The organism is Kribbella sp. NBC_01245 (assembly GCF_036226525.1).
Taxonomy (GTDB): Bacteria; Actinomycetota; Actinomycetes; order Propionibacteriales; family Kribbellaceae; genus Kribbella.
This window is the reverse complement of record NZ_CP108487.1, coordinates 7268922-7286596: the sequence shown is the minus strand read 5'-3', so window position 1 is coordinate 7286596 and position 17675 is coordinate 7268922. Positions and strand designations below refer to the sequence as shown.

At 67.8% G+C, this 17675-nt stretch carries 16 protein-coding genes; 6 read left to right on the top strand and 10 right to left on the bottom strand.

Features of this window, described 5'->3' with window-relative positions; genetic code table 11:
* Positions 1-66: 66 nt before the first annotated feature.
* The 6 genes from OG394_RS33405 to OG394_RS33380 form a co-directional block, all read right to left on the bottom strand.
* Positions 67-2160: an iron ABC transporter permease gene (locus OG394_RS33405; protein ID WP_328991164.1), complete on the bottom strand. Its 2094-nt coding sequence runs from the start codon at positions 2158-2160 to the stop codon at positions 67-69.
* On the bottom strand, positions 2157-3128 hold the full coding sequence (locus OG394_RS33400; protein ID WP_328991163.1) for an ABC transporter substrate-binding protein: 972 nt from the start codon (positions 3126-3128) through the stop codon (positions 2157-2159). Before OG394_RS33400 ends, OG394_RS33405 begins: the two co-directional genes overlap by 4 nt.
* 45 nt (positions 3129-3173) lie before the next feature.
* A complete protein-coding gene (locus OG394_RS33395; protein WP_328991162.1) occupies positions 3174-3983 on the bottom strand; it encodes an ABC transporter ATP-binding protein in 810 nt (269 codons plus the stop codon).
* A 159-nt stretch (positions 3984-4142) separates the two neighbouring features.
* Positions 4143-4661, bottom strand: a complete 519-nt coding sequence (locus tag OG394_RS33390) for a hypothetical protein (protein WP_328991161.1) — start codon at positions 4659-4661, stop codon at positions 4143-4145.
* 150 nt (positions 4662-4811) lie between these two features.
* Positions 4812-6827, bottom strand: coding sequence for an NADPH-dependent 2,4-dienoyl-CoA reductase (locus OG394_RS33385; protein ID WP_328991160.1), 2016 nt, complete (start codon positions 6825-6827; stop codon positions 4812-4814).
* Complete coding sequence (locus tag OG394_RS33380; RefSeq protein WP_328991159.1) at positions 6824-7381, bottom strand: PadR family transcriptional regulator; 558 nt, start codon at positions 7379-7381, stop codon at positions 6824-6826. The genes OG394_RS33385 and OG394_RS33380 overlap by 4 nt, the downstream gene beginning before the upstream one ends.
* 126 nt (positions 7382-7507) lie before the next feature.
* On the opposite strand from OG394_RS33380, the gene OG394_RS33375 reads away from it, so the two are divergent.
* Both OG394_RS33375 and OG394_RS33370 read left to right on the top strand, forming a co-directional pair.
* On the top strand, positions 7508-7990 hold the full coding sequence (locus tag OG394_RS33375; protein WP_328991158.1) for a cation:proton antiporter regulatory subunit: 483 nt from the start codon (positions 7508-7510) through the stop codon (positions 7988-7990).
* A gap of 3 nt (positions 7991-7993) precedes the next feature.
* Entirely contained in the window at positions 7994-9265 is a 1272-nt protein-coding gene (locus OG394_RS33370) for a cation:proton antiporter (protein ID WP_328991157.1), read from the top strand.
* On the opposite strand, the gene OG394_RS33365 is transcribed toward OG394_RS33370, so the two are convergent.
* Positions 9258-9971 carry a nucleotidyltransferase domain-containing protein gene (locus OG394_RS33365; protein ID WP_328991156.1) on the bottom strand — a complete coding sequence of 238 codons (714 nt, stop codon included), beginning with the start codon at positions 9969-9971 and terminating at the stop codon, positions 9258-9260. The two genes, OG394_RS33370 and OG394_RS33365, sit on opposite strands and share 8 nt — an antisense overlap.
* 271 nt (positions 9972-10242) lie before the next feature.
* Here OG394_RS33365 and OG394_RS33360 point away from each other — a divergent pair, with 271 nt between their 5' ends.
* Positions 10243-10386 (top strand): hypothetical protein, encoded by a 144-nt coding sequence (locus OG394_RS33360; protein ID WP_328991155.1) that lies wholly within the window; start codon positions 10243-10245, stop codon positions 10384-10386.
* Here the strand turns inward: OG394_RS33360 and OG394_RS33355 are convergent.
* Genes OG394_RS33355 through OG394_RS33345 form a run of 3 tightly spaced genes read right to left on the bottom strand, consistent with a single transcriptional unit; the run spans position 10383 to position 12872 of the window.
* Positions 10383-10871 (bottom strand): methylated-DNA--[protein]-cysteine S-methyltransferase, encoded by a 489-nt coding sequence (locus OG394_RS33355; RefSeq protein WP_328991154.1) that lies wholly within the window; start codon positions 10869-10871, stop codon positions 10383-10385. The two genes, OG394_RS33360 and OG394_RS33355, sit on opposite strands and share 4 nt — an antisense overlap.
* Positions 10856-11419: a GNAT family N-acetyltransferase gene (locus OG394_RS33350; protein WP_328991153.1), complete on the bottom strand. Its 564-nt coding sequence runs from the start codon at positions 11417-11419 to the stop codon at positions 10856-10858. The genes OG394_RS33355 and OG394_RS33350 overlap by 16 nt, the downstream gene beginning before the upstream one ends.
* A gap of 10 nt (positions 11420-11429) precedes the next feature.
* Positions 11430-12872 carry an AlkA N-terminal domain-containing protein gene (locus tag OG394_RS33345; RefSeq protein ID WP_328991152.1) on the bottom strand — a complete coding sequence of 481 codons (1443 nt, stop codon included), beginning with the start codon at positions 12870-12872 and terminating at the stop codon, positions 11430-11432.
* A gap of 169 nt (positions 12873-13041) precedes the next feature.
* Here OG394_RS33345 and OG394_RS33340 point away from each other — a divergent pair, with 169 nt between their 5' ends.
* The 3 genes from OG394_RS33340 (at position 13042) to OG394_RS33330 (ending at position 17567) form a co-directional block, all read left to right on the top strand.
* Complete coding sequence (locus tag OG394_RS33340; protein ID WP_328991151.1) at positions 13042-13773, top strand: SDR family NAD(P)-dependent oxidoreductase; 732 nt, start codon at positions 13042-13044, stop codon at positions 13771-13773.
* A gap of 169 nt (positions 13774-13942) precedes the next feature.
* Positions 13943-14947 carry a LacI family DNA-binding transcriptional regulator gene (locus OG394_RS33335; RefSeq protein WP_328991150.1) on the top strand — a complete coding sequence of 335 codons (1005 nt, stop codon included), beginning with the start codon at positions 13943-13945 and terminating at the stop codon, positions 14945-14947.
* Between the two features lie 22 nt (positions 14948-14969).
* On the top strand, positions 14970-17567 hold the full coding sequence (locus tag OG394_RS33330; RefSeq protein ID WP_328991149.1) for a glycogen debranching protein: 2598 nt from the start codon (positions 14970-14972) through the stop codon (positions 17565-17567).
* Positions 17568-17675 lie beyond the last annotated feature (108 nt).

The following is a 17675-nucleotide window of genomic DNA, read 5'->3' as shown; positions in this document are numbered from 1 at the left end:
GAATGAACATCGGGTTAACCGGCTCCGGAAGGCCTTATCCGGCCGCCAATACGCGGATCGTTCCTTCTATGAAGCGCGCCGGGTGCGCCAGAGCAGGTAGACGAAGTACGGCGCACCGATCATCGACGTGACCAGCCCGGCCGGGATCTGCGCGGGCGCGATCACGGTCCGGCCGATGCTGTCCGCGAAGCTGACCAGCGCCGCGCCGAGCAAGGCCGCGACCGGCAGTACGCGCGCGTGCTTCCCGCCGACCAACGCCCGCGCGGCGTGCGGCGCGACCAGACCGACAAAGCCGAGAACGCCAATGGCCGAGACGGCTGCCGCCGTGAGCAGGGCCGAGCAGAGCAGGGCGAACAGCCTGGTCCGCTCGAGCCGTACGCCGAGAATGCGCGGTACGTCGTCGTCGAGGGAGAGCAAGTCGAGTTCGCGACGAGCGTGCACGAGGAACGGCGTCAGCACGACCAGAGCGATCGCGACCGGCACCACCTGCGGCAGCGTCCGTCCGTACGTGCTGCCGGAGAGCCAGGTCATCGCCATCGCGACGTTCCACGGATCCGAGTACACAATCAGGAACGTGATGACCGCCGTCGCGGCCGCGGAGACGCCGACACCGATCAGCACCAGCCGGTCAGAGCTCAACCCGCCACGCCAGGAGATCGCGTACACCAAGGCGAACGTGGCAAGCGCGGCGACGGCGGCAGACCCGGACAGCAGCCAAACCCCGGCCGCGGGCGCGAGGATCAACGTCAGCAGCGCGCCAACTCCGGCACCACCGGTGATGCCGAGAATGCCCGGCTCGGCCAGCGGGTTACGGCAGACGGCCTGCACGGTGGCGCCAGCGATGGCCAGAGCCGCACCGCAGAGCAGGGCCGAAACGACTCGCGGGAAGCGTTGATCCAGCACGAACGTGATCGCGCGACCGGAGCGTCCGCTGACCCAGTTCGTGATATCGCCCGTGCGGAGCCAGGCGTCACCCGCGAGCATGGCCACGATCGCGGCACCGATCACCAGTACGACGAGCACGCCCGCGACGATCACGAACGTACGACGGCTGCGCAACCGGCCGCGAGTACTCCCGGAGGCCGTCCGGCTCGGGCCCGAATCGCGATAGCGCCGAGCCAGCCAGACCAGCACAATCGCGCCAACCAGCATGGTCACGATGCCGGTCGGAATCTCGACACCGGCCTTGCCACCAAGGGCCAGGCGCAGCACCACATCCGCCCCGAGTACGACGATGACGCCGGCCAGTCCCGACAGCGGCAACAGCACGCGATGCCGCATCAACCCGGGCACCAGTGGTGCGATCAGCCGGACGATGACGGGCGCGACCAGGCCGACGAAACCGACCGGGCCTGCCACGGTCACCGCGGCGGCCGACAACATCACCGTGACGAGGGTGATGACCATGCGCGTACGCCGTACGTTGACACCGAGCACCGAGGCCGTGTCGTCACCGAGCGCGAGAATGTCCAGCTTCGGGGCAAGAAGGATGGCCGCGATGATGCCGAGGGCAACGATCGGCGCCATCTGGGTAACGGCGTCCAGGTCCGTCTGGACCAGCGAGCCGCTCCCCCAGGCGAACGTGCCGACCGTCTCCTCTTGGTAGAGCACCAGGAGCAACGTGGTGAAACCGGCCAACGCCATCGCGATCGCCGAACCCGCGAGGATCAACCGGGTCGGCCCGCTCGTACCACCCGCGGACAGCGCGAGCACCAGCACCGCGGCGGCCAATCCACCGAGGAAGGCGACGCCACCCGCGGGCAACGTCGGCAGGCTGATGCCGAAGGCCGCGAAGACGACAACCGCGAGGTAGGCCCCGGCGTTCACGCCAAGCGTGTCGGGCGAGGCAAGCGGGTTGCGCGCGAGCGACTGCAGCCCAGCGCCGGCGACTCCCAGCGCCACGCCGACGAGCGCGCCCGCGAGCAACCTCGGCAGCCGCGACGCGACCAGGACCGAGGCGGCGTCATCCGTACCCTGGCCGATCGCCAGCCGGAGCAGATCGCCCGCTCCGATCGACGACGTGCCCTGGGTCAGATGCACCCCGGCCAGTACGACGACGGCCGCGATCGTGAGCAGGAAGACGCCTGCGACGCGGATCCGCCGTACCGGCTGGGCGACCGGTACGGCGGTCTGCGCCGCTGCGGGTTTGAGCAGGGTCAAGAGGTGACTGCCTCGACCGCCGCGTCGATGAACTGCTCGGTCGACTTCGGACCGCCGAACATCCAGATACCGTCCGGCAGCCGGTGCACGTCGTTGCTCTTCACGAAGGGCAGGTTCTTCCAGATGGCGTTCTTCGACAGGTCCTCACCGAAGACGTCACCGCCGTCGTTCTTGTTGGCGATGTAGAGGAAGTTGCCGTTCGGGATCTTGGTCAGGCCCTCGATGTCGGTCGGCGCCAGGCCGTAGTCCTTGTCGCCCGCGCCGGTCCAGCCGTTCTTCAGGCCCAGCTCAGTTGCGACGGCGCCGAGCAGTGAACCGGTCGTGTACATCCGCAGTGAGACCGTGCTGCCCTGCTTGTAGCCGTCGGACATGGTGAACAACTCACCGGTCTTGCCGGCGGCGGTGATCTTCTGCTTGCCCTCGGCAAGGGCCTTGTCGAAGTCGGCGAGCACGGTCTTGGCGGTGTCGGTCTTGCCGACGGCCTGCGCGACCAGGTCGAGGTTGGTCTTCATCTGCGGAATGGCGTTCTTCGCGTCGGAACCGCGAATCACCAGCACCGGCACGGCCTTCTCCAACTGGGCGATCGTGTTGGGCGCCTCGTCGGTGGTGGTGATGATCAGATCGGGGTTCAAGGCAACGATCGCGTCCACGCTGGACTCGCCACGAGTTCCGACGTCCTTCACCGACGGGTCGAGCTTGGCCGCGGTCACCCAGTTGTTGTACCCCTTGGTGTCCGCGATGCCTACGGGCATCACGCCGAGGGTGACGAGGCCCTCGACGACGCCCCACTCCAGTGCGACGACCTTGGTGGCGGGCGCTTTCAGGTCCACCTTCTTGTTACGGGCATCGGTCACCGAGACCGGCTGGACCGAAGCGCTGCCCTCCGGCTCGGGGGTGACGGTCTCACTACTGCCACAGGCAGTCAGGACCAGGGCCAGGGAGGCGACGGCCAGGGCGGTGATTCGCATGTTCTTCCTTTATTTACGGGGGTGGTGGTGCTTGGGGGGTGTTGGTCAGGCGAGGCGTTGGAGGTGGCGGCCGAAGGGTTCCGCGGTCAGGCGGCCGGTGTGGGCGTCCGTACGTACGTCGATCTGGATGCCGTACGTCTCGGTCAGCGCGGTCGCGTCGAACACCTCGGCGGGGGTGCCGGTCGCCCGGACCTTGCCGCGATCCAGCAGCGCGACCCGATCGGCGACGGCCGCCGCCTGGTTGAGGTCGTGCAGGACGACGCCGACGGCCACGTGATGGTCATCGGCCAGGTCGCGCATCAGGTCGAGGATCTCGATCTGGTAGCGCAGGTCGAGGAACGTGGTCGGCTCGTCGAGCAGCAGTACGCCGGTGTCCTGGGCGATACACGTCGCCAGCCAGACGCGTTGCAACTCGCCACCGGACAACTCGTCAACCGCCCGCTCGGCCATCGCGGTCACGCCGGTCACGTCCATCGCGTGCTCGATCGCGCGCGGGCCGTCGCGATCGTCATCGCGCCAGCGGCTGCGATACGGGTGGCGGCCGTAGCCGACGACATCGCGCACGCTCACCCCGCTCGGCGTCGGCCGCGACTGGGTCAGCAGGGTGACCCGGCGGGCGAAGTCCTTGGCGGAGAGGTCGAAGGCGGAAGTGCCGTCAGGGAAGGAGATCCGGCCTTTGTCAGCGTGGTGTAACCGGGCCAACGCACGCAGTAACGTCGACTTGCCGGAGCCGTTGGGCCCGATCAACGCGGTCACCTCACCCGCCTCGATCCGGAGCGACGCCCCCTCGACCACCTGTTTCCCGTGGTACCCGAGGTGCAGATCCTCCCCAGCCAACCCACCATCCACACGCATGCCGTGAAGGATAGCCTCACCTAACCTGACCTGTCAGGCAGGTGCCCCCCTTCTTTGCGTTCATTCGTCGGAATCCGCCCTCTGACCACCGCCTGCCGGTACAGGTCTACACACGGGAGAGGGCGGATTCCGACGAATGAACGCAAAGAAAGGAACGGGTTAGAGGTCGTTGTTGGCTTGGGCGATGTCGGCGAGGACTTCGGAATCGGTGGTGCGGACTTCGCCGAGCAGGCGCTGGATCTCGCCGGGGCGCGCGGGGTCTTCCATGGAAACCAGGACGTCGAGGACGCGGCGGCGGACGGTTTCGTCTTCGGCGGTCACGTCGCGGAGATAGAGCTTGAGGTGATCGCGCACCGCGCGGCGGCAGGCTTCGCGTAGTGGCTCAGAGGTCCCGTCTTTGTGGGTGATGCGGTCGTCCGCCCAGCCGTTGCCGATCTCGTAGAGCAGGTCGTAGATGAGGTCCTTGCCGGTGTCCTCTGTCGATCGCTCGAGCAGCTCGATCAGGAGGGGCACGGTGTAGTAGGCGGCCTCGAAGAGCCGGCTCTGCTGGACAACACCGTTCTCGAGGTTCGCGTAGGCGTCATCCCTGGTTCGAAAGTCGTCGCTGACCAGATTCAGCACGGCCGCCGGGACGAACTCGGCCGACTGCCCTGCTGTCCGGATGTTCGTCCACTCCATTCCAGGGACAGTACGCCTGTTTCCATCGCCGCTTCGCCCGTTGGTTTTGCGTTCATTCGTCGGAATCCGCCCTCAGGAAAACGGATCGCCACCGGATGCGGCGGGAGAGGGCGGATTCCGACGAATGAACGCAAAACCACCCCACCCGGGCTAGAGGGAGGCGGCGAGGGTGGTGCCTTGGTCGATGGCTCGTTTGGCGTCTAGTTCGGCGGCTACGTCGGCGCCGCCGATGAGGTGGGTGGGGAGGCCTGCGGCGCGGAGGGCGTCGGCCAGGTCGCGGACGGGTTCTTGGCCCGCGCAGACCACGATCGTGTCGACCTCCACAACCTGCGCGCGTTCGCGTTTGGGGCCGAAGGTGATGTGCAACCCGGCGTCATCGATTCGCTCGTAGTTGACGCCACGCAGCTGCTCGACCTGCTTGTTCTTCAGAGCCGCCCGATGGACCCAACCAGTCGTCTTCCCAAGACCCGCGCCGATCTTCCCGGGCTTGCGCTGCAGGAGGTAGACCTGACGCGGCGACGGCTCGACGTGAGCCTTGGTCAGCCGGCCTTCCGCCGTCACACCCCACTCCGCCTGCCACGCCGGAAGGTCCAACGTCGGCGATTCGCCGTGGGTGAGGAATTCGCTCACGTCCACGCCGATCCCGCCCGCGCCGATCACGGCAACGCGCTTGCCTACGGCACGTTGGTGGCGCACCACGTCGACGTACGACAAGACGCTGGGGTGGTCGATGCCGGGGATGACCGGCGTACGCGGGCTGACGCCGGTGGCGAGGATGACCTCGTCGAAGGCTTGCTCGATGAGTTCGGCGGCGGACACGCGATGGCCGAGGTGGAGCTTTACGCCGGTGAGTTCGAGTTGGCGGCGGTAGTACCGGATGGTCTCGGCGAACTCCTCCTTGCCGGGGATGCGCCGGGCGATGCCGAACTGGCCGCCGATCTCCTGGTCCGCCTCGAACAGCTCGACGTGATGCCCGCGTCCGGCGGCCGTCACGGCGGCGGCCAGGCCCGCGGGCCCGGCACCGACGACGGCGACTCGCTTGGTACGACGTGTCGGCAGCAGGCGGAGTTCGGTCTCGCGGGCGGCGCGCGGATTGACCATGCAAGTCGCTTTGCGCTTCGCGAAGACGTGATCGAGGCAGGCCTGGTTGCAGGCGATGCAGGTGTTGATCTCGTCGGCACGGTCGGTCGTTGCCTTGAGCACCCATTCGGAATCGGCCAGGAACGGGCGCGCCATCGAGACCAGGTCCGCGTCACCGCGAGCCAGCACCTCCTCGGCGACCTGCGGCATGTTGATCCGGTTCGACGTGACGACCGGGATCGACACCTCCGGCCGGAACCGCGCGGTGATACCGGTGAAGGCGGCGCGCGGCACGGACGTGACGATCGTCGGCACCCGGGCCTCGTGCCAGCCGATACCGGTGTTGATGATCGAGGCGCCCGCCTTCTCGATCTCCTTGCCCAGCGCAACGATCTCGTCCCACGTCTGGCCGCCCTCGACCAGGTCCGCCATCGACAGCCTGTAGACGATGATGAAGTCCGGGCCGACCCGCTCGCGAATTCCGCGCACGATCTCAATGGCGAGGCGGCGGCGGTTCTCCGCGCTACCACCCCAGCGATCCGTGCGTTTGTTGGTCCGCTCGGCGAGGAACTGGTTGATGAAATAGCCCTCCGAGCCCATCACCTCGACCCCGTCGTACCCGGCCTGTTGGGCGAGGCCCGCGCAATCGACGTACGCCTTGATCTGCTTGCGAACGCCTCGGTCGCTCAAAGCGCGCGGGCGGAACGGCGTGATCGGCGCCTTGAGCGAGGACGCTGAGACGCTGAACGGGTGGTACGAGTAGCGTCCGGCGTGCAGGATCTGCAGGGCGATCCGGCCGCCTTCGGCATGGACCGCGTCGGTGATGACGCGATGCGCGCGGACCTCCCGCCGGGTGGTGAGCTTCGAGCCGTCGGGGGTGAGGCGGCCGAGGCGGTTCGGTGCGTACCCGCCGGTGATGATCAGGCCAACGCCGCCGCGGGCTCGTTCGGCGAAGTACGCCGCGAGACGCGGTGCGTGCTTGAGGCGATCCTCCAAGCCGGTGTGCATCGAGCCCATGATGACGCGATTCGGCAACGTCACGTGGCCGAGATCCAACGGCGCGAGGAGGTTCGGGTACTGGCTCATCGGGATGTTCCCCTCATGTCGTTGCTGATCGCCTGGATGACCTCGTCGCACCACTGCATGAACGACTGTTCCGCGAGTACGCCGCCGCGCAGCACGAGGTACTGATGCAGTTGCCGCCCGGTCAGCTCGTCCGGCGCCGGGAAGTCGCGGCGCTCGATCGCGCGATAGATCGCCAGCCGCTCGGCGTGCAGTTCGCGATGTCGCTCGACCTCTTTGAGCACGGAGTCGACGGCGCCACCGAGCTCGGCGCCGCGCAGTTTCACCCCGAGCTCGTCCCGGAACGACGGCGGCTCGAGCGGCTCGGCCAGCCAGCGCTCGAGCTCGGCGTGACCGGCGGCGCTGACCGTGTAGACCTTCTTGTCCGGCCGGCCCTGTTGCGCGATCTCCTCCGCGCTGACCCAGCCGGCCTCGGCCATCCGGGCCAGCACGCGATAGATCTGCTGGTGCGTCGCCGCCCAGAAGAAGCCGATCGACTTGTCGAACCGGCGGGCCAGTTCGTAGCCCGAGCCGGCCCGTTCGCTCAGCGAGACCAGAATCGCGTGCTCCAGTGCCATGGCCTGACCATACCTATGCAACTAGGTGCACTGCACTCAGGTGCAACCCATCTCACACCAGCGGCCGGGAATGCGCGGCGTCGGCGGACGATTGACTTCTATGTCCCGGCAAACCGAGGGAGAGGTATGGAACCGAAGGCGCACCCGACCCGGACCACGTTGCCGGGCATCGGCACCCGGTACGACCTGGTCACCGAAGGCGGTATGCACATCTCGATCGTGGCCCACATCGACGGGCGGCGGTTCCTCGGTTTCCACGACCCGGATGACGATGACAACTGCAAGGACAGCGTGCCGCTGGACGAGGCCGAGGCCGCCGCGCTCGCCCACCTGCTGACGCCCGCGCCGATCCAGCCGTTGCACGAGCTCGAGATCGACCTAATCACCGAGCAACTGCCCGTCTCGGCCCGATCGCCGTACAGCGGACGCACGCTCGGCGAGACGCAGGCGCGGTCGCGGACCGGCGCCTCGATCGTGGCGGTGCTTCGGCGTACGGACGCAGTGCCGTCGCCGACGCCGGACTTCCGCTTCGCGACCGGGGACATCCTCGTGGTCGTGGGTACGCGCGAGGGCGTGGACGCGGTCGCCGACCTGATCGCCGGAGGGTAGACCGTGCACGACCTCACGGCGCTGCTGATCGAGCTCGGCGCGTTGTTGCTGGCGCTCGGCATCCTCGGGCGGATCGCGAACCGGCTCGGCTTCTCCCCTATTCCGTTGTATCTGCTGGCGGGTCTCGCCTTTGGGCATGGCGGTTTGTTGCCGCTTGGCGCGAGTGAGGCGTTTGTGGCGACCGGTGCCGAGATTGGGGTGATCCTGCTGCTGCTTTTGCTTGGGCTGGAGTACACCGCTTCGGATCTGGTCGGGACGCTCAAGACGCAGTACGTCGCGGGCATCGTCGACTTCGTCCTGAACGCCTTGCCGGGTGCGGCTGTCGCGCTGCTGCTCGGTTGGGGGCCGGTCGCCGCGGTGGCGCTCGGGGGCGTGACCTGGATCTCGTCGTCTGGGGTCATCGCTAAGGTGCTGGGGGATCTTGGCCGGCTGGGTAATCGTGAAACCCCTGTAATTCTTGGGATTCTGGTGCTTGAGGATCTCGCGATGGCGGTCTATTTGCCGATTCTGACGGCGCTGCTGGCCGGGGTTGGTTTGGCTGGTGGAAGCCTTACGTTGCTGATCTCGCTTGGCACGGTGAGCATTGTGTTGTTCCTGGCCCTGCGGTACGGGCGGGTGATCAGCCGGGCCGTTTCGTCGGACAACCCGGAGATGTTGCTGCTCGTGGTGCTTGGGCTGACTCTGCTCGTCGCTGGTATCGCTCAGCAGCTGCAGGTCTCGGCCGCGGTTGGCGCGTTCCTCGTCGGCATCGCGCTGTCGGGTGAAGTCGCCAAGGGTGCGCGGAATCTGCTGAGCCCGTTGCGGGATCTCTTCGCCGCGGTGTTCTTCGTGTTCTTCGGGCTGAGTACGAATCCGGCGGATATCCCGCCTGTGCTGGGGATTGCGTTGCTGCTCGCTTTGGTGACGACGGCAACGAAGATCGCGACTGGGCGGTTCGCCGCGAAGCGCGCGGGTATTCGCCCGGCCGGCCGTTGGCGCACGGGCGGCACCTTGGTTGCCCGAGGCGAGTTCTCGATCGTCATCGCGGGCCTGGCCGTCGGCGTCGAACCACGCCTCGGCCCCCTGGCAACGGCGTACGTCCTCATCCTCGTCATCCTCGGCCCGATCGCCGCCCGCTACACCGAACCCCTCGCCACCCGCCTCACCACGTACGCCACCCGCCTCCGTACCACCCCAACCACCTCGGAGGTAGCGCCCTCCACCGTGGGGACCTCGGACGTGGCGAGCTCGGATGTGGCGGCCGCGGAGGCAGCCAATTCGGAGGCGACTACGTAGCGGCGAGGCGGAAGCCCTCGAACAGCCGGCCTCCCTGCGTAGCAAGCACGACCTCAACCACCTCGGCAAGTGGCCGCGGATCGCCGTTGATCGCGCTGCGCAGACCCGCCAACAGCGACGAGGCGTACGTCGTACCTTGCGCCTCGTCGTAAGCCTGGAGTTCGCGGCGCAAGCCTTTGCCGATACCGGTCCAACGGGTATTCCCAAGCAGCAGGAGCTCGGCGGCATCGCCCCAAAGGGCAGCGGCGATCGCGGCGACCTCGTCGTTGTCCGAGGCCCCCAGCAAGTCGTCGAGCAACCCGGTCACGTGATAGCGCCGCAGCAGCAAATCCGTCTCGGACAAGGGCGCCGGCCCAGCCGCGATCTCCTCCAAACAGTCCACTTGGAGCTTGCGCCCAGAGCCGTCGGTGTCGAGCAACACGATCGACTCACCGACCAGCCGCATCATCGTCGGCCTCCGGCGCGCGCTGTCCTTCGCCCGGAACTCCTTGAGCGACACCTCGGTATGCACGAACAACTCGACCGGCCAACCGCCGTACTCCAGTGACTCCCGATAAGGCGCCGGCGCCCCCACCAGCAACACCGTGATATCGAGATCCGACGTCGCCGTCGCCGTCCCGCGCGCAACACTCCCCCCAAGCCAAGCCGCCCGCGCATCCGCGAACCGCTCCACCACCAACCCCTTCGCCACCACGCCCGCATCCATCCCGCCATTCTGCGGAGGCGCGCCACCTTCGGCACCTTCTTTTGCGTTCATTCGTCGGAACCCGCCCTCCCAGCGCCGGAAACCTGCACCCCGCCGCCGTAGCCGTTCATCGGGCTCTTGTGACGCGGCGAGTCGCCCTTCATCGGACCCTTGTGACGCGGCGTGTCGGCGTTCATCGGTCCCTTGTGACCAGCTGATGGGCCGGGTTGTCCGCACAGTTCCAGCGTTCATCGGTCCGAATACGGCCTGCAGACAAGCGACATTTGGATCGGTGAACGTTGGGGAAGGCGGTTGGCTTCGGCTGATCGGCTGCGCCGGGCGTGGTCAGAAGGGACCGATGAACGGCGACACGCCGCGTCAGAAGGGTCCGATGAAGGGCGACACGCCGCGTCACAAGGGTCCGATGAACGGCTAGAACAAAGCGGGGGTGGTGGATTCCAGGGCTAGGAGGGTGCGTTTGCGGGATAGGCCGCCGCCGTAGCCGGTTAGGTCGCCGGTAGAGCCGATGACGCGGTGGCAGGGGACGATGATGCTGATGGGGTTCTTGCCGTTGGCGAGGCCGACGGCGCGGGCGGCGCCTGGGGGTTTGCCGAGGTGGGCGGCTAGGCCGCCGTACGTCCAGGTTTCGCCGAAGGGGATGTCCAGTAGGCCGTTCCAGACTTCCTGTTGGAAGGGGGTGCCGGAGAAGGCTAGGGGTAGGTCGAAGGTGGTCCGGCGGCCGGCGAAGTACTCCTCGAGTTGGGCCTCGACGTCGGGTAGCAGGCCGTCTACGCGATCGCCGAAGGTCTCGATGTCGGGAAGGTGGCGCTGCTGCTCCATGTAGAGACCGCACAACCGGCCGTCGTCGGTCGCGACCACGGTCAGCGCGCCGATCGGGCTGTCGATCACGGTGTGCGGCATGCCTGCTCCCAAGTGGCTCGGTCGATCCGGTACAGCACGTGCCGTTCGAGCGGATGACCCTTCTCGATCCGCGGGTGGTCGAAATCGTCGGCCGGATCGTGCGTCATGCCGATGCGTTCCATCACCCGGCGGGATGGCTGGTTCGGTACGGCGGTGATCGAGACCAGTTCGGTCAGCCCGGCCGGTCCGAACGCATGGGTGAGCGCGGCACGGGCGGCCTCGGTGGCATAACCGTTGCCCCAGGCCGGCTCCGCCAACCGCCAGCCGATCTCGACGGCCGGGGTGAAGTGCGCATCGAAACGAATCGGCGCCAGCCCGGTGAAACCGATGAACTTCCCGGTCTCGAGCACCTCCAGCGCCCAGAGACCGTAGCCGTTGGCAACGATCGCCTGCTCGGATCGATCGACCAGTGCGTCACTCTCGGCCCGCGTCATTCGGTTCGGGAAGTGCCGCATCACGGCGGGGTCGTCGTTCATGGCGGCGAATGGTTCACGATCGGCCGCGGTCCATTGGCGCAGCAGCAGGCGATCGGTTCGCAGTTCGGTCATCACACTCCAACTATTCGGGAAGCCGGTTGATGGCGTGGTCGCCGGTGGCCCACAAGTACTGCACGGCATACGCCCGCCAAGGACGCCAGGCCCGGGCGTGCTCGGTCAACGCTTTAGGGGCCTCAGGCAACCCTAGATCGCGAGCGGCGTACCGGATGCCGAGGTCGGACGCCACGAAGGCGTCCGGATCGCCGAGTGCGCGCATCGCGATCGATTCGACCGTCCACGGGCCAATGCCGGGCAGCGCGGCGAGTTGCACACGCGCCTGGTCCCAATCGGCCCCGGCGCCCAAGTCGATCTCCCCAGCAGCGAGAGTCTCGACCAGCGTCATGAACGTCGTACGGCGACTCTTTGGAAAGGCGAGCGTCTCCGGGTCGGTCCCGGCCAACGCCTGCATCGTCGGGAACAGATGCGTGAGCCCACCGGCCGGATCCGCGATCGGCTCACCGTGCGCGAGCACCAACCGGGAGGCATGCGTCCGGGCCGCGGCGGTCGAGACCTGCTGCCCGAGCACGGCCCGTACGGCGAACTCGGCGCCGTCGACCGTATGCGGCACGCGCCGTCCGGGGGCCTTGTCCACCAAAGGCTTCAGCACCGGGTCGTTCCGAAGCAGATCATCTACTGCGGTCGGATCGGCGTCGAGGTCGAGCATCCGGCGGCAACGGCTGATCGCGATCGCGAGGTCCCGCTGGTCGCTGAGCGAGAGCTGGCACGCGATGTGATCGGGCATCGGGCGCAACGCCACCACGCCATGCCCGTGCGGCAGCCGCAGGGTCCGGCGGTACCAGCCGTCGCGCCACTCCTCCACCCCCGGCACCCCGGTGGCCACGAGATGGCCGAACAGGTTGTCCGGGTTGAGCGGCTCGCGGAACGGCAGCCGGAGGGAAATCATCCCGGTCGTCGGCACCGCCTGCCCCTTGCGCCGTACTCGCAGCTCGGTCGGCGACAGCGCGAAGACCTCGCGCACGGTGTCGTTGAACGCGCGCACACTGGTGAAACCCGCCGCGAACGCGATATCCGCCATCGGCATCGCGGTCGTCTCGATCAGCAGCCGGGCCGTCTGCGCGCGTTGCGCCCTGGCGATCGCGAGTGGACCCGCGCCGAGCTCGGCCAGCACCTGGCGTTGCACCTGGCGCACGCTGTAGCCGAGGTGCGCTGCCAATCCCGGCACGCCGTCGGTGTCGACGACGCCATCCGCGATCAGACGCATCGCGCGGGCGACCAGATCGGCCCGGTCGTTCCACTCGGGTGAGCCCGGGCTGGCGTCCGGCCGGCAGCGCTTGCAGGCCCGGAATCCGGCCTGCTGAGCGGCCGCCGCGCTCGGGTAGAACCGCATGTTCTCGACCTTCGGCGGCACCACCGGACAGCTCGGGCGGCAGTAGATCCGCGTGGTCAGAACGGCCGTGAAGAACCAGCCGTCGAACCGCGCGTCCTTGGACTGGACCGCCCGCACACACCTCTCGACACATTCATGCACTCCCCCAGCATCCCCTGCCGGTCAACCGTTCACTAGCGAAAAAACGACATCAAGTTGGGTGTCGTATTTCCGCCAGCAACGGCTCGCCCAGCCGCGTTTGCTGGAGGTACCGAAACGAACTACCCGAGAGGTCACGATGTCCGAAATGAACGGTAAGACCGCCCTGGTGACCGGAGGAAGCCGCGGTATCGGCGCGGCCGTCGCGCTGGCCCTGGCCGAGCGTGGCGCGAGTGTCGCCGTGACGTACCTGCGGTCCGCCGACGAGGCCGCCGAGGTGGTGCAGAAGATCGAGGCGTACGGCGGCCGGGGTGTCGCGATCCAGGCCGACGGCGCCGACGCGGCAGCCGTCGCGGCCGCGGTGACGCGGGCGTCCGAGGAGCTCGGCGGGCTCGACATCCTCGTCAACAACGCAGGCGTCGGTACGTCGGGAATGCTCGCCGATGTACCGCTCGAAGAGGTCGACCGGGTGCTCGCGGTGAACGTGCGAGCGGCGTACGTCGCCTCGCAGGCGGCGGCCGGACACCTGCGCGATGGCGGCCGCATCGTGCACATCGGGAGCTGCATCACCGCCCGGAACACCGGTCCCGGGATGACGCTCTACGCGATGAGCAAGTCGGCGCTGATCGGCATGAACAAGGGTCTCGCACGGGATCTGGCCGACCGCCGGATCACGTCGAACATCGTCAACCCCGGTCCGACCGATACCGCGATGAACCCGGCCGACGGCCCGTACGCCGAGGCGCAGCGGACCGCGCTCGCGTTCGACCGGTTCGGCTCGACCGCCGAGGTGGCCGAGGCCGTCGCGTTCCTGGCCGGCCCGGGTGCGGCGTACATGACGGGCTCCGAGCTGACCATCGACGGCGGACACAGCGCGTAATTCGGCGCCCCTTCGCGTTCGGCGGCCGGCGAACGCGAAGGGGCCCGTCGGCCGTACAAAGGGTCGTATAGGGTTGACAGGTCAGGCAGTCCGATCGAGACTGCGGTTTTAACGTTCAAAGTTGTCACCTGGGCGTCAAAAGCCGCGAGTCCCGACCCGGAGGTGCGCGATGGCCACACTGAAAGAGGTCGCCGCGCATGCGGAGGTCTCGGTCCAGACCGTCTCGAACGCGCTGAACGCGCCGCACCGGCTCCGCGCCGACACTTTGCAACGAGTCACGCGCTCGATCGAGTTGCTCAACTACCGCCCCAACCGTAACGCCCGCAGTCTGCGGACGAGCGCGGTTGAGCTGGTCGGCTATTGCGTCCCCAGCTGGCCCGAAGGCCAGGCACATCTGGTGATGGACCAATTCCTGCACGCGCTCTGCGCCGCCGCGGAGTCCAGCGGCCGGCACATCCTGCTTTTCACCGCGCCGCCGGGCATTGACGGCATGAGGGTGTACGACGACCTGCACGCGCGTCGGCTCGTGGACGGCTTCGTGCTGTCGCAGACCGAGACCAAGGATCCGCGTCATCCCTGGCTGGCCAAACGGAAGATCCCGTTCGTCTCGTTCGGCCGGGTCTGGGGCGAGAAGTCGCAGCCCGGTTCGTGGGTCGACGTGGACGGCGCGGCCGGTTGCGCCCAGGCTGTACAGCATCTGGCCGAAGCCGGCCGGACGCGGATCGGCTTCCTCGGCTGGCCGAAGACCTCGGGCCTTGCGGAAGACCGGCGGTCCGGCTGGCGTGGCGCGTGCAAAGAGGCCGGCCTGCAGGTTGGTGGCCTGTCCGTCGCCTGCCGCTCGGACACCATCGTCGAAGGCTCGCGCGGTGCCGCGAAGCTGCTCGACGCGGACCGGCCGGTCGACGCGATCGTGGCCCTCAGCGACGTACTCGCCCTTGGCGCCTTGCGCGAGATCAACCGTCGTGGTCTGCGGGCGGGTGTGGACGTCGGGCTGACCGGCTTCGATGACTCGCCGCTGGCGTCCGTGGTCGAGCCCGGGCTGACCAGTCTGCGGCAGCCGATCGACGAGATCGCCGCCGAGCTGGTGAAGCTGCTCAGCGAACCATCCCACCGCGCGACCACTCGGCTGTTGTTACCTGAACTCGTGATCCGGGGCAGCTCGAGCCCCGGGTAATCCGATGTAGGAGGAGCCCGTCATGACACCCCGCCACGTCAGACGATCCATCATCGTGGGCCTGCTCGCCACCGCCCTCGCCGTCCCGGCCAGCGCCGCGTCTCCTCCCGTCGAAGTGCCCCCTGGCAGCGCCTCTGTCGGGCCGGAGCTTTATGAGACCACCCGCCTGGCCGATCGGCGATCGTTGGTGAGCGGGGATCGCGCGTACGCGATGGGCGACGAGACCGGCCGCTATCCCGCCACCGGCTGGCATATCCGGGGCGAGATGGGCGGCTTCTGGACACAGCCGATGAAGATGCTCGACGGACTGTGGTTCGCCGTCGGCGGTGACTGGCTCGGGGACGGGATCGCCGCCCGGAAGTACACCAGTGGGCAGGGCTACCAGCGGATCGACTACGGCACGACCAACGGTGTCGGCCTCACCCGGACGGACTTCGTACCGGATGGCATGCGCTCAGTGCTGGTCGGGCTGACCTTCACCGCGTCGGATTCGGCCCGCACAATCGACCTCGACACCGACGCGCACTCCGAACTGCTGCCGTCGTACCCCTGGGGCTGGACCACTCCCAGCGCCGCGACCGCGAACCTCCCGGACTCCGGCTCGTACGCCGATGGCGCGCTCGTCTTCCGCGACCAAGGCACGCCGCCGGGCATGGCCGCGCACGACTACGCGGCCGTCGCCGGGTCCAACCTCAAACCCGTCGCCCACGCACTCGGGTCCGGCCATCGCGGACCGCAGGAGCCTGCGGTGGTCTGCCCGGCCGACGGTACGGCGCCGCCGCGTTGCGATGACTCGGCCTTCGGCAAGGGCACGGGCGGCCGGTTGACGTATCGCGTGCCGGTGGCGCCCGGCCGTCCGACGACCGTGTGGTTCGCGGTCTCCGGCTCGGACGAGGGCCTGGCCGCCGCGCACCGCGAACACCGGTCCGCGCTTCGCGATGCCGGGACGTTGCTCAAGGCAAAGATCGCCTCTCGCGCAAAGGTCGCCGCGCAGACCGTGGTGGACCTGCCGGGCGATCCGCTGCTGCAGCAAAGTGTTGCCTGGAGCAAGCAGAACCTGGCCGACTCGGTCCAAGAAGCCCGCGACCTCGAGCTGCGAGACGTCAACGAAGGCAAGGATTATCCGGCTCCGACCGGATCGTTGCCCAAGGCCCGTTGGTACGGCGCGGGCTTCCCGGACTACCCCTGGCTGTTCGCGACAGACGGCGAGTACACGGCGTACGCCGCGGTGGCCGCCGGACAGTTCGACACCGTGCGGGATCACCTGCGCGCCCTGCGGGACATCAGCGACCAGGTGAACAAGGGCAGCGGCAAGGTCGTGCACGAGGTGATGCCGACCGGTGACGTGTACTTCGGTTCGAACCAGAGCGCGGGTAATACCGACGAGACGGTGAAGTTCCCGAGCATCGTGGCGCTGCTGTGGCGATGGACCGGGGATGACCGCTTCCGCGACGAGATGTACGACTTCAGCGTCCGGAACCTGCGCTACGTCTATCGCGAACTCGACGACGACAAGGACGGCTGGCCCGAGGGGCTGGCGAATGTGGAACGCAGCGGGATGGGCGTGGAGAAGCTCGACAGCACGGTCTACCTCGCGCGGGGTCTGCGCGATCTCGCGGACCTGGCCGCATCCCGCCGGGATGGCGCGGTCGAGGCCTGGGCGACGGCGAAGGCGGAAGACCTCGAACGACGCTTCGAGTCGCAGTGGTGGGTGGACGCGGCCAAGGGTTATGCCGACTCGGTCGACGATCCGGCCGATCCGGCGAACGACAACAAGCCCATCTTCCAGCGGCACTGGACCGGCGTCACCCCGATGGAGGTCGAACTGACCCGGCCCGCCGGGGTTGGCCCGTTGGCGTCACGGGCTCATGGGCTGACCGCTTTGGCGCAGCGCGAAACTCCTTGCTACACAGGGGAATTCGGGCTGTTCCACACCGGCAGCGGTCCGACGAGTGATCCCGCCGGCAACCCGGGGCCGTCCTGCGATTCGGTGGTCTCGGCCGTCAAGAGCGAGCGCAGCATCTTCTCGCTCAACACCTCGATCATGGCGGTTGCCGAGGGCAACTTCGGACGACTCGGGCCATTGCAGCAGCAGCGATACACGACCGGCAACGCGCGGATCCAACTCGATCCGAAGGTCTGGGAGACGCCCGGCGCGATGCCGGAGATCGCGCCGTCGCCGGACTTCATCGCGAATATCGATCGGCCTTTCTACGACCGTTCGATGAACTTGCAGGCGTGGGGAACGTACGGCGTGCTGTGGCCGGTCGTCCACCAGTACCTCGGGGTATCACCCGCACTCGGGCGGCACCAGCTCAGCGTCGTACCGCAACTGCCGGCCGGCCAGAACAAGGTTGCCGCCAGCAACATCCGGTTGGGGCGCGGCAGCATCGACGTATCGGCGCGTCAGGTCGGCAAGACGCTGAGCACCGACGTACGCCTCAACGACGTACCGGCTGCTCTCACCATCGGTGCCGTACTGCCGGCTGGTGCGGAGATCGCGTCCGTGCGGATGAACGATCGAACCGTGCCGCACCGATTGGTGGAGACGGCCCGCGGCACCGAGCTCCGGGTCATTACCGAGACCTCGCACGCGTCTCTGCGGATCACGTTGCGTTAGGAGTCGGGGACAAGGATAGGCCCCTCCGCGTATGAGTCGGAGGGGCCCATCGACAGCCAGAGGAAAGTGACGTCCCCAGCCTCACGGACGACCCGTCTGAACCACAGA

Bases quoted from the DNA above. Each gene is read 5' to 3' on its own strand.
- OG394_RS33335 (WP_328991150.1), top strand. From the start codon at position 13,943: ATGGCCACACTGAAAGAGGTCGCCGCGCATGCGGAGGTCTCGGTCCAG.
- OG394_RS33380 (WP_328991159.1), bottom strand. From the start codon at position 7,381: ATGGCACTGGAGCACGCGATTCTGGTCTCGCTGAGCGAACGGGCCGGC.
- OG394_RS33390 (WP_328991161.1), bottom strand. From the start codon at position 4,661: ATGGAGTGGACGAACATCCGGACAGCAGGGCAGTCGGCCGAGTTCGTC.
- OG394_RS33385 (WP_328991160.1), bottom strand. From the start codon at position 6,827: ATGAGCCAGTACCCGAACCTCCTCGCGCCGTTGGATCTCGGCCACGTG.
- OG394_RS33340 (WP_328991151.1), top strand. From the start codon at position 13,042: ATGAACGGTAAGACCGCCCTGGTGACCGGAGGAAGCCGCGGTATCGGC.
- OG394_RS33330 (WP_328991149.1), top strand. From the start codon at position 14,970: ATGACACCCCGCCACGTCAGACGATCCATCATCGTGGGCCTGCTCGCC.
- OG394_RS33355 (WP_328991154.1), bottom strand. From the start codon at position 10,871: ATGCCGCACACCGTGATCGACAGCCCGATCGGCGCGCTGACCGTGGTC.
- OG394_RS33350 (WP_328991153.1), bottom strand. From the start codon at position 11,419: ATGACCGAACTGCGAACCGATCGCCTGCTGCTGCGCCAATGGACCGCG.
- OG394_RS33365 (WP_328991156.1), bottom strand. From the start codon at position 9,971: ATGGATGCGGGCGTGGTGGCGAAGGGGTTGGTGGTGGAGCGGTTCGCG.
- OG394_RS33375 (WP_328991158.1), top strand. From the start codon at position 7,508: ATGGAACCGAAGGCGCACCCGACCCGGACCACGTTGCCGGGCATCGGC.
- OG394_RS33400 (WP_328991163.1), bottom strand. From the start codon at position 3,128: ATGCGAATCACCGCCCTGGCCGTCGCCTCCCTGGCCCTGGTCCTGACT.
- OG394_RS33395 (WP_328991162.1), bottom strand. From the start codon at position 3,983: ATGCGTGTGGATGGTGGGTTGGCTGGGGAGGATCTGCACCTCGGGTAC.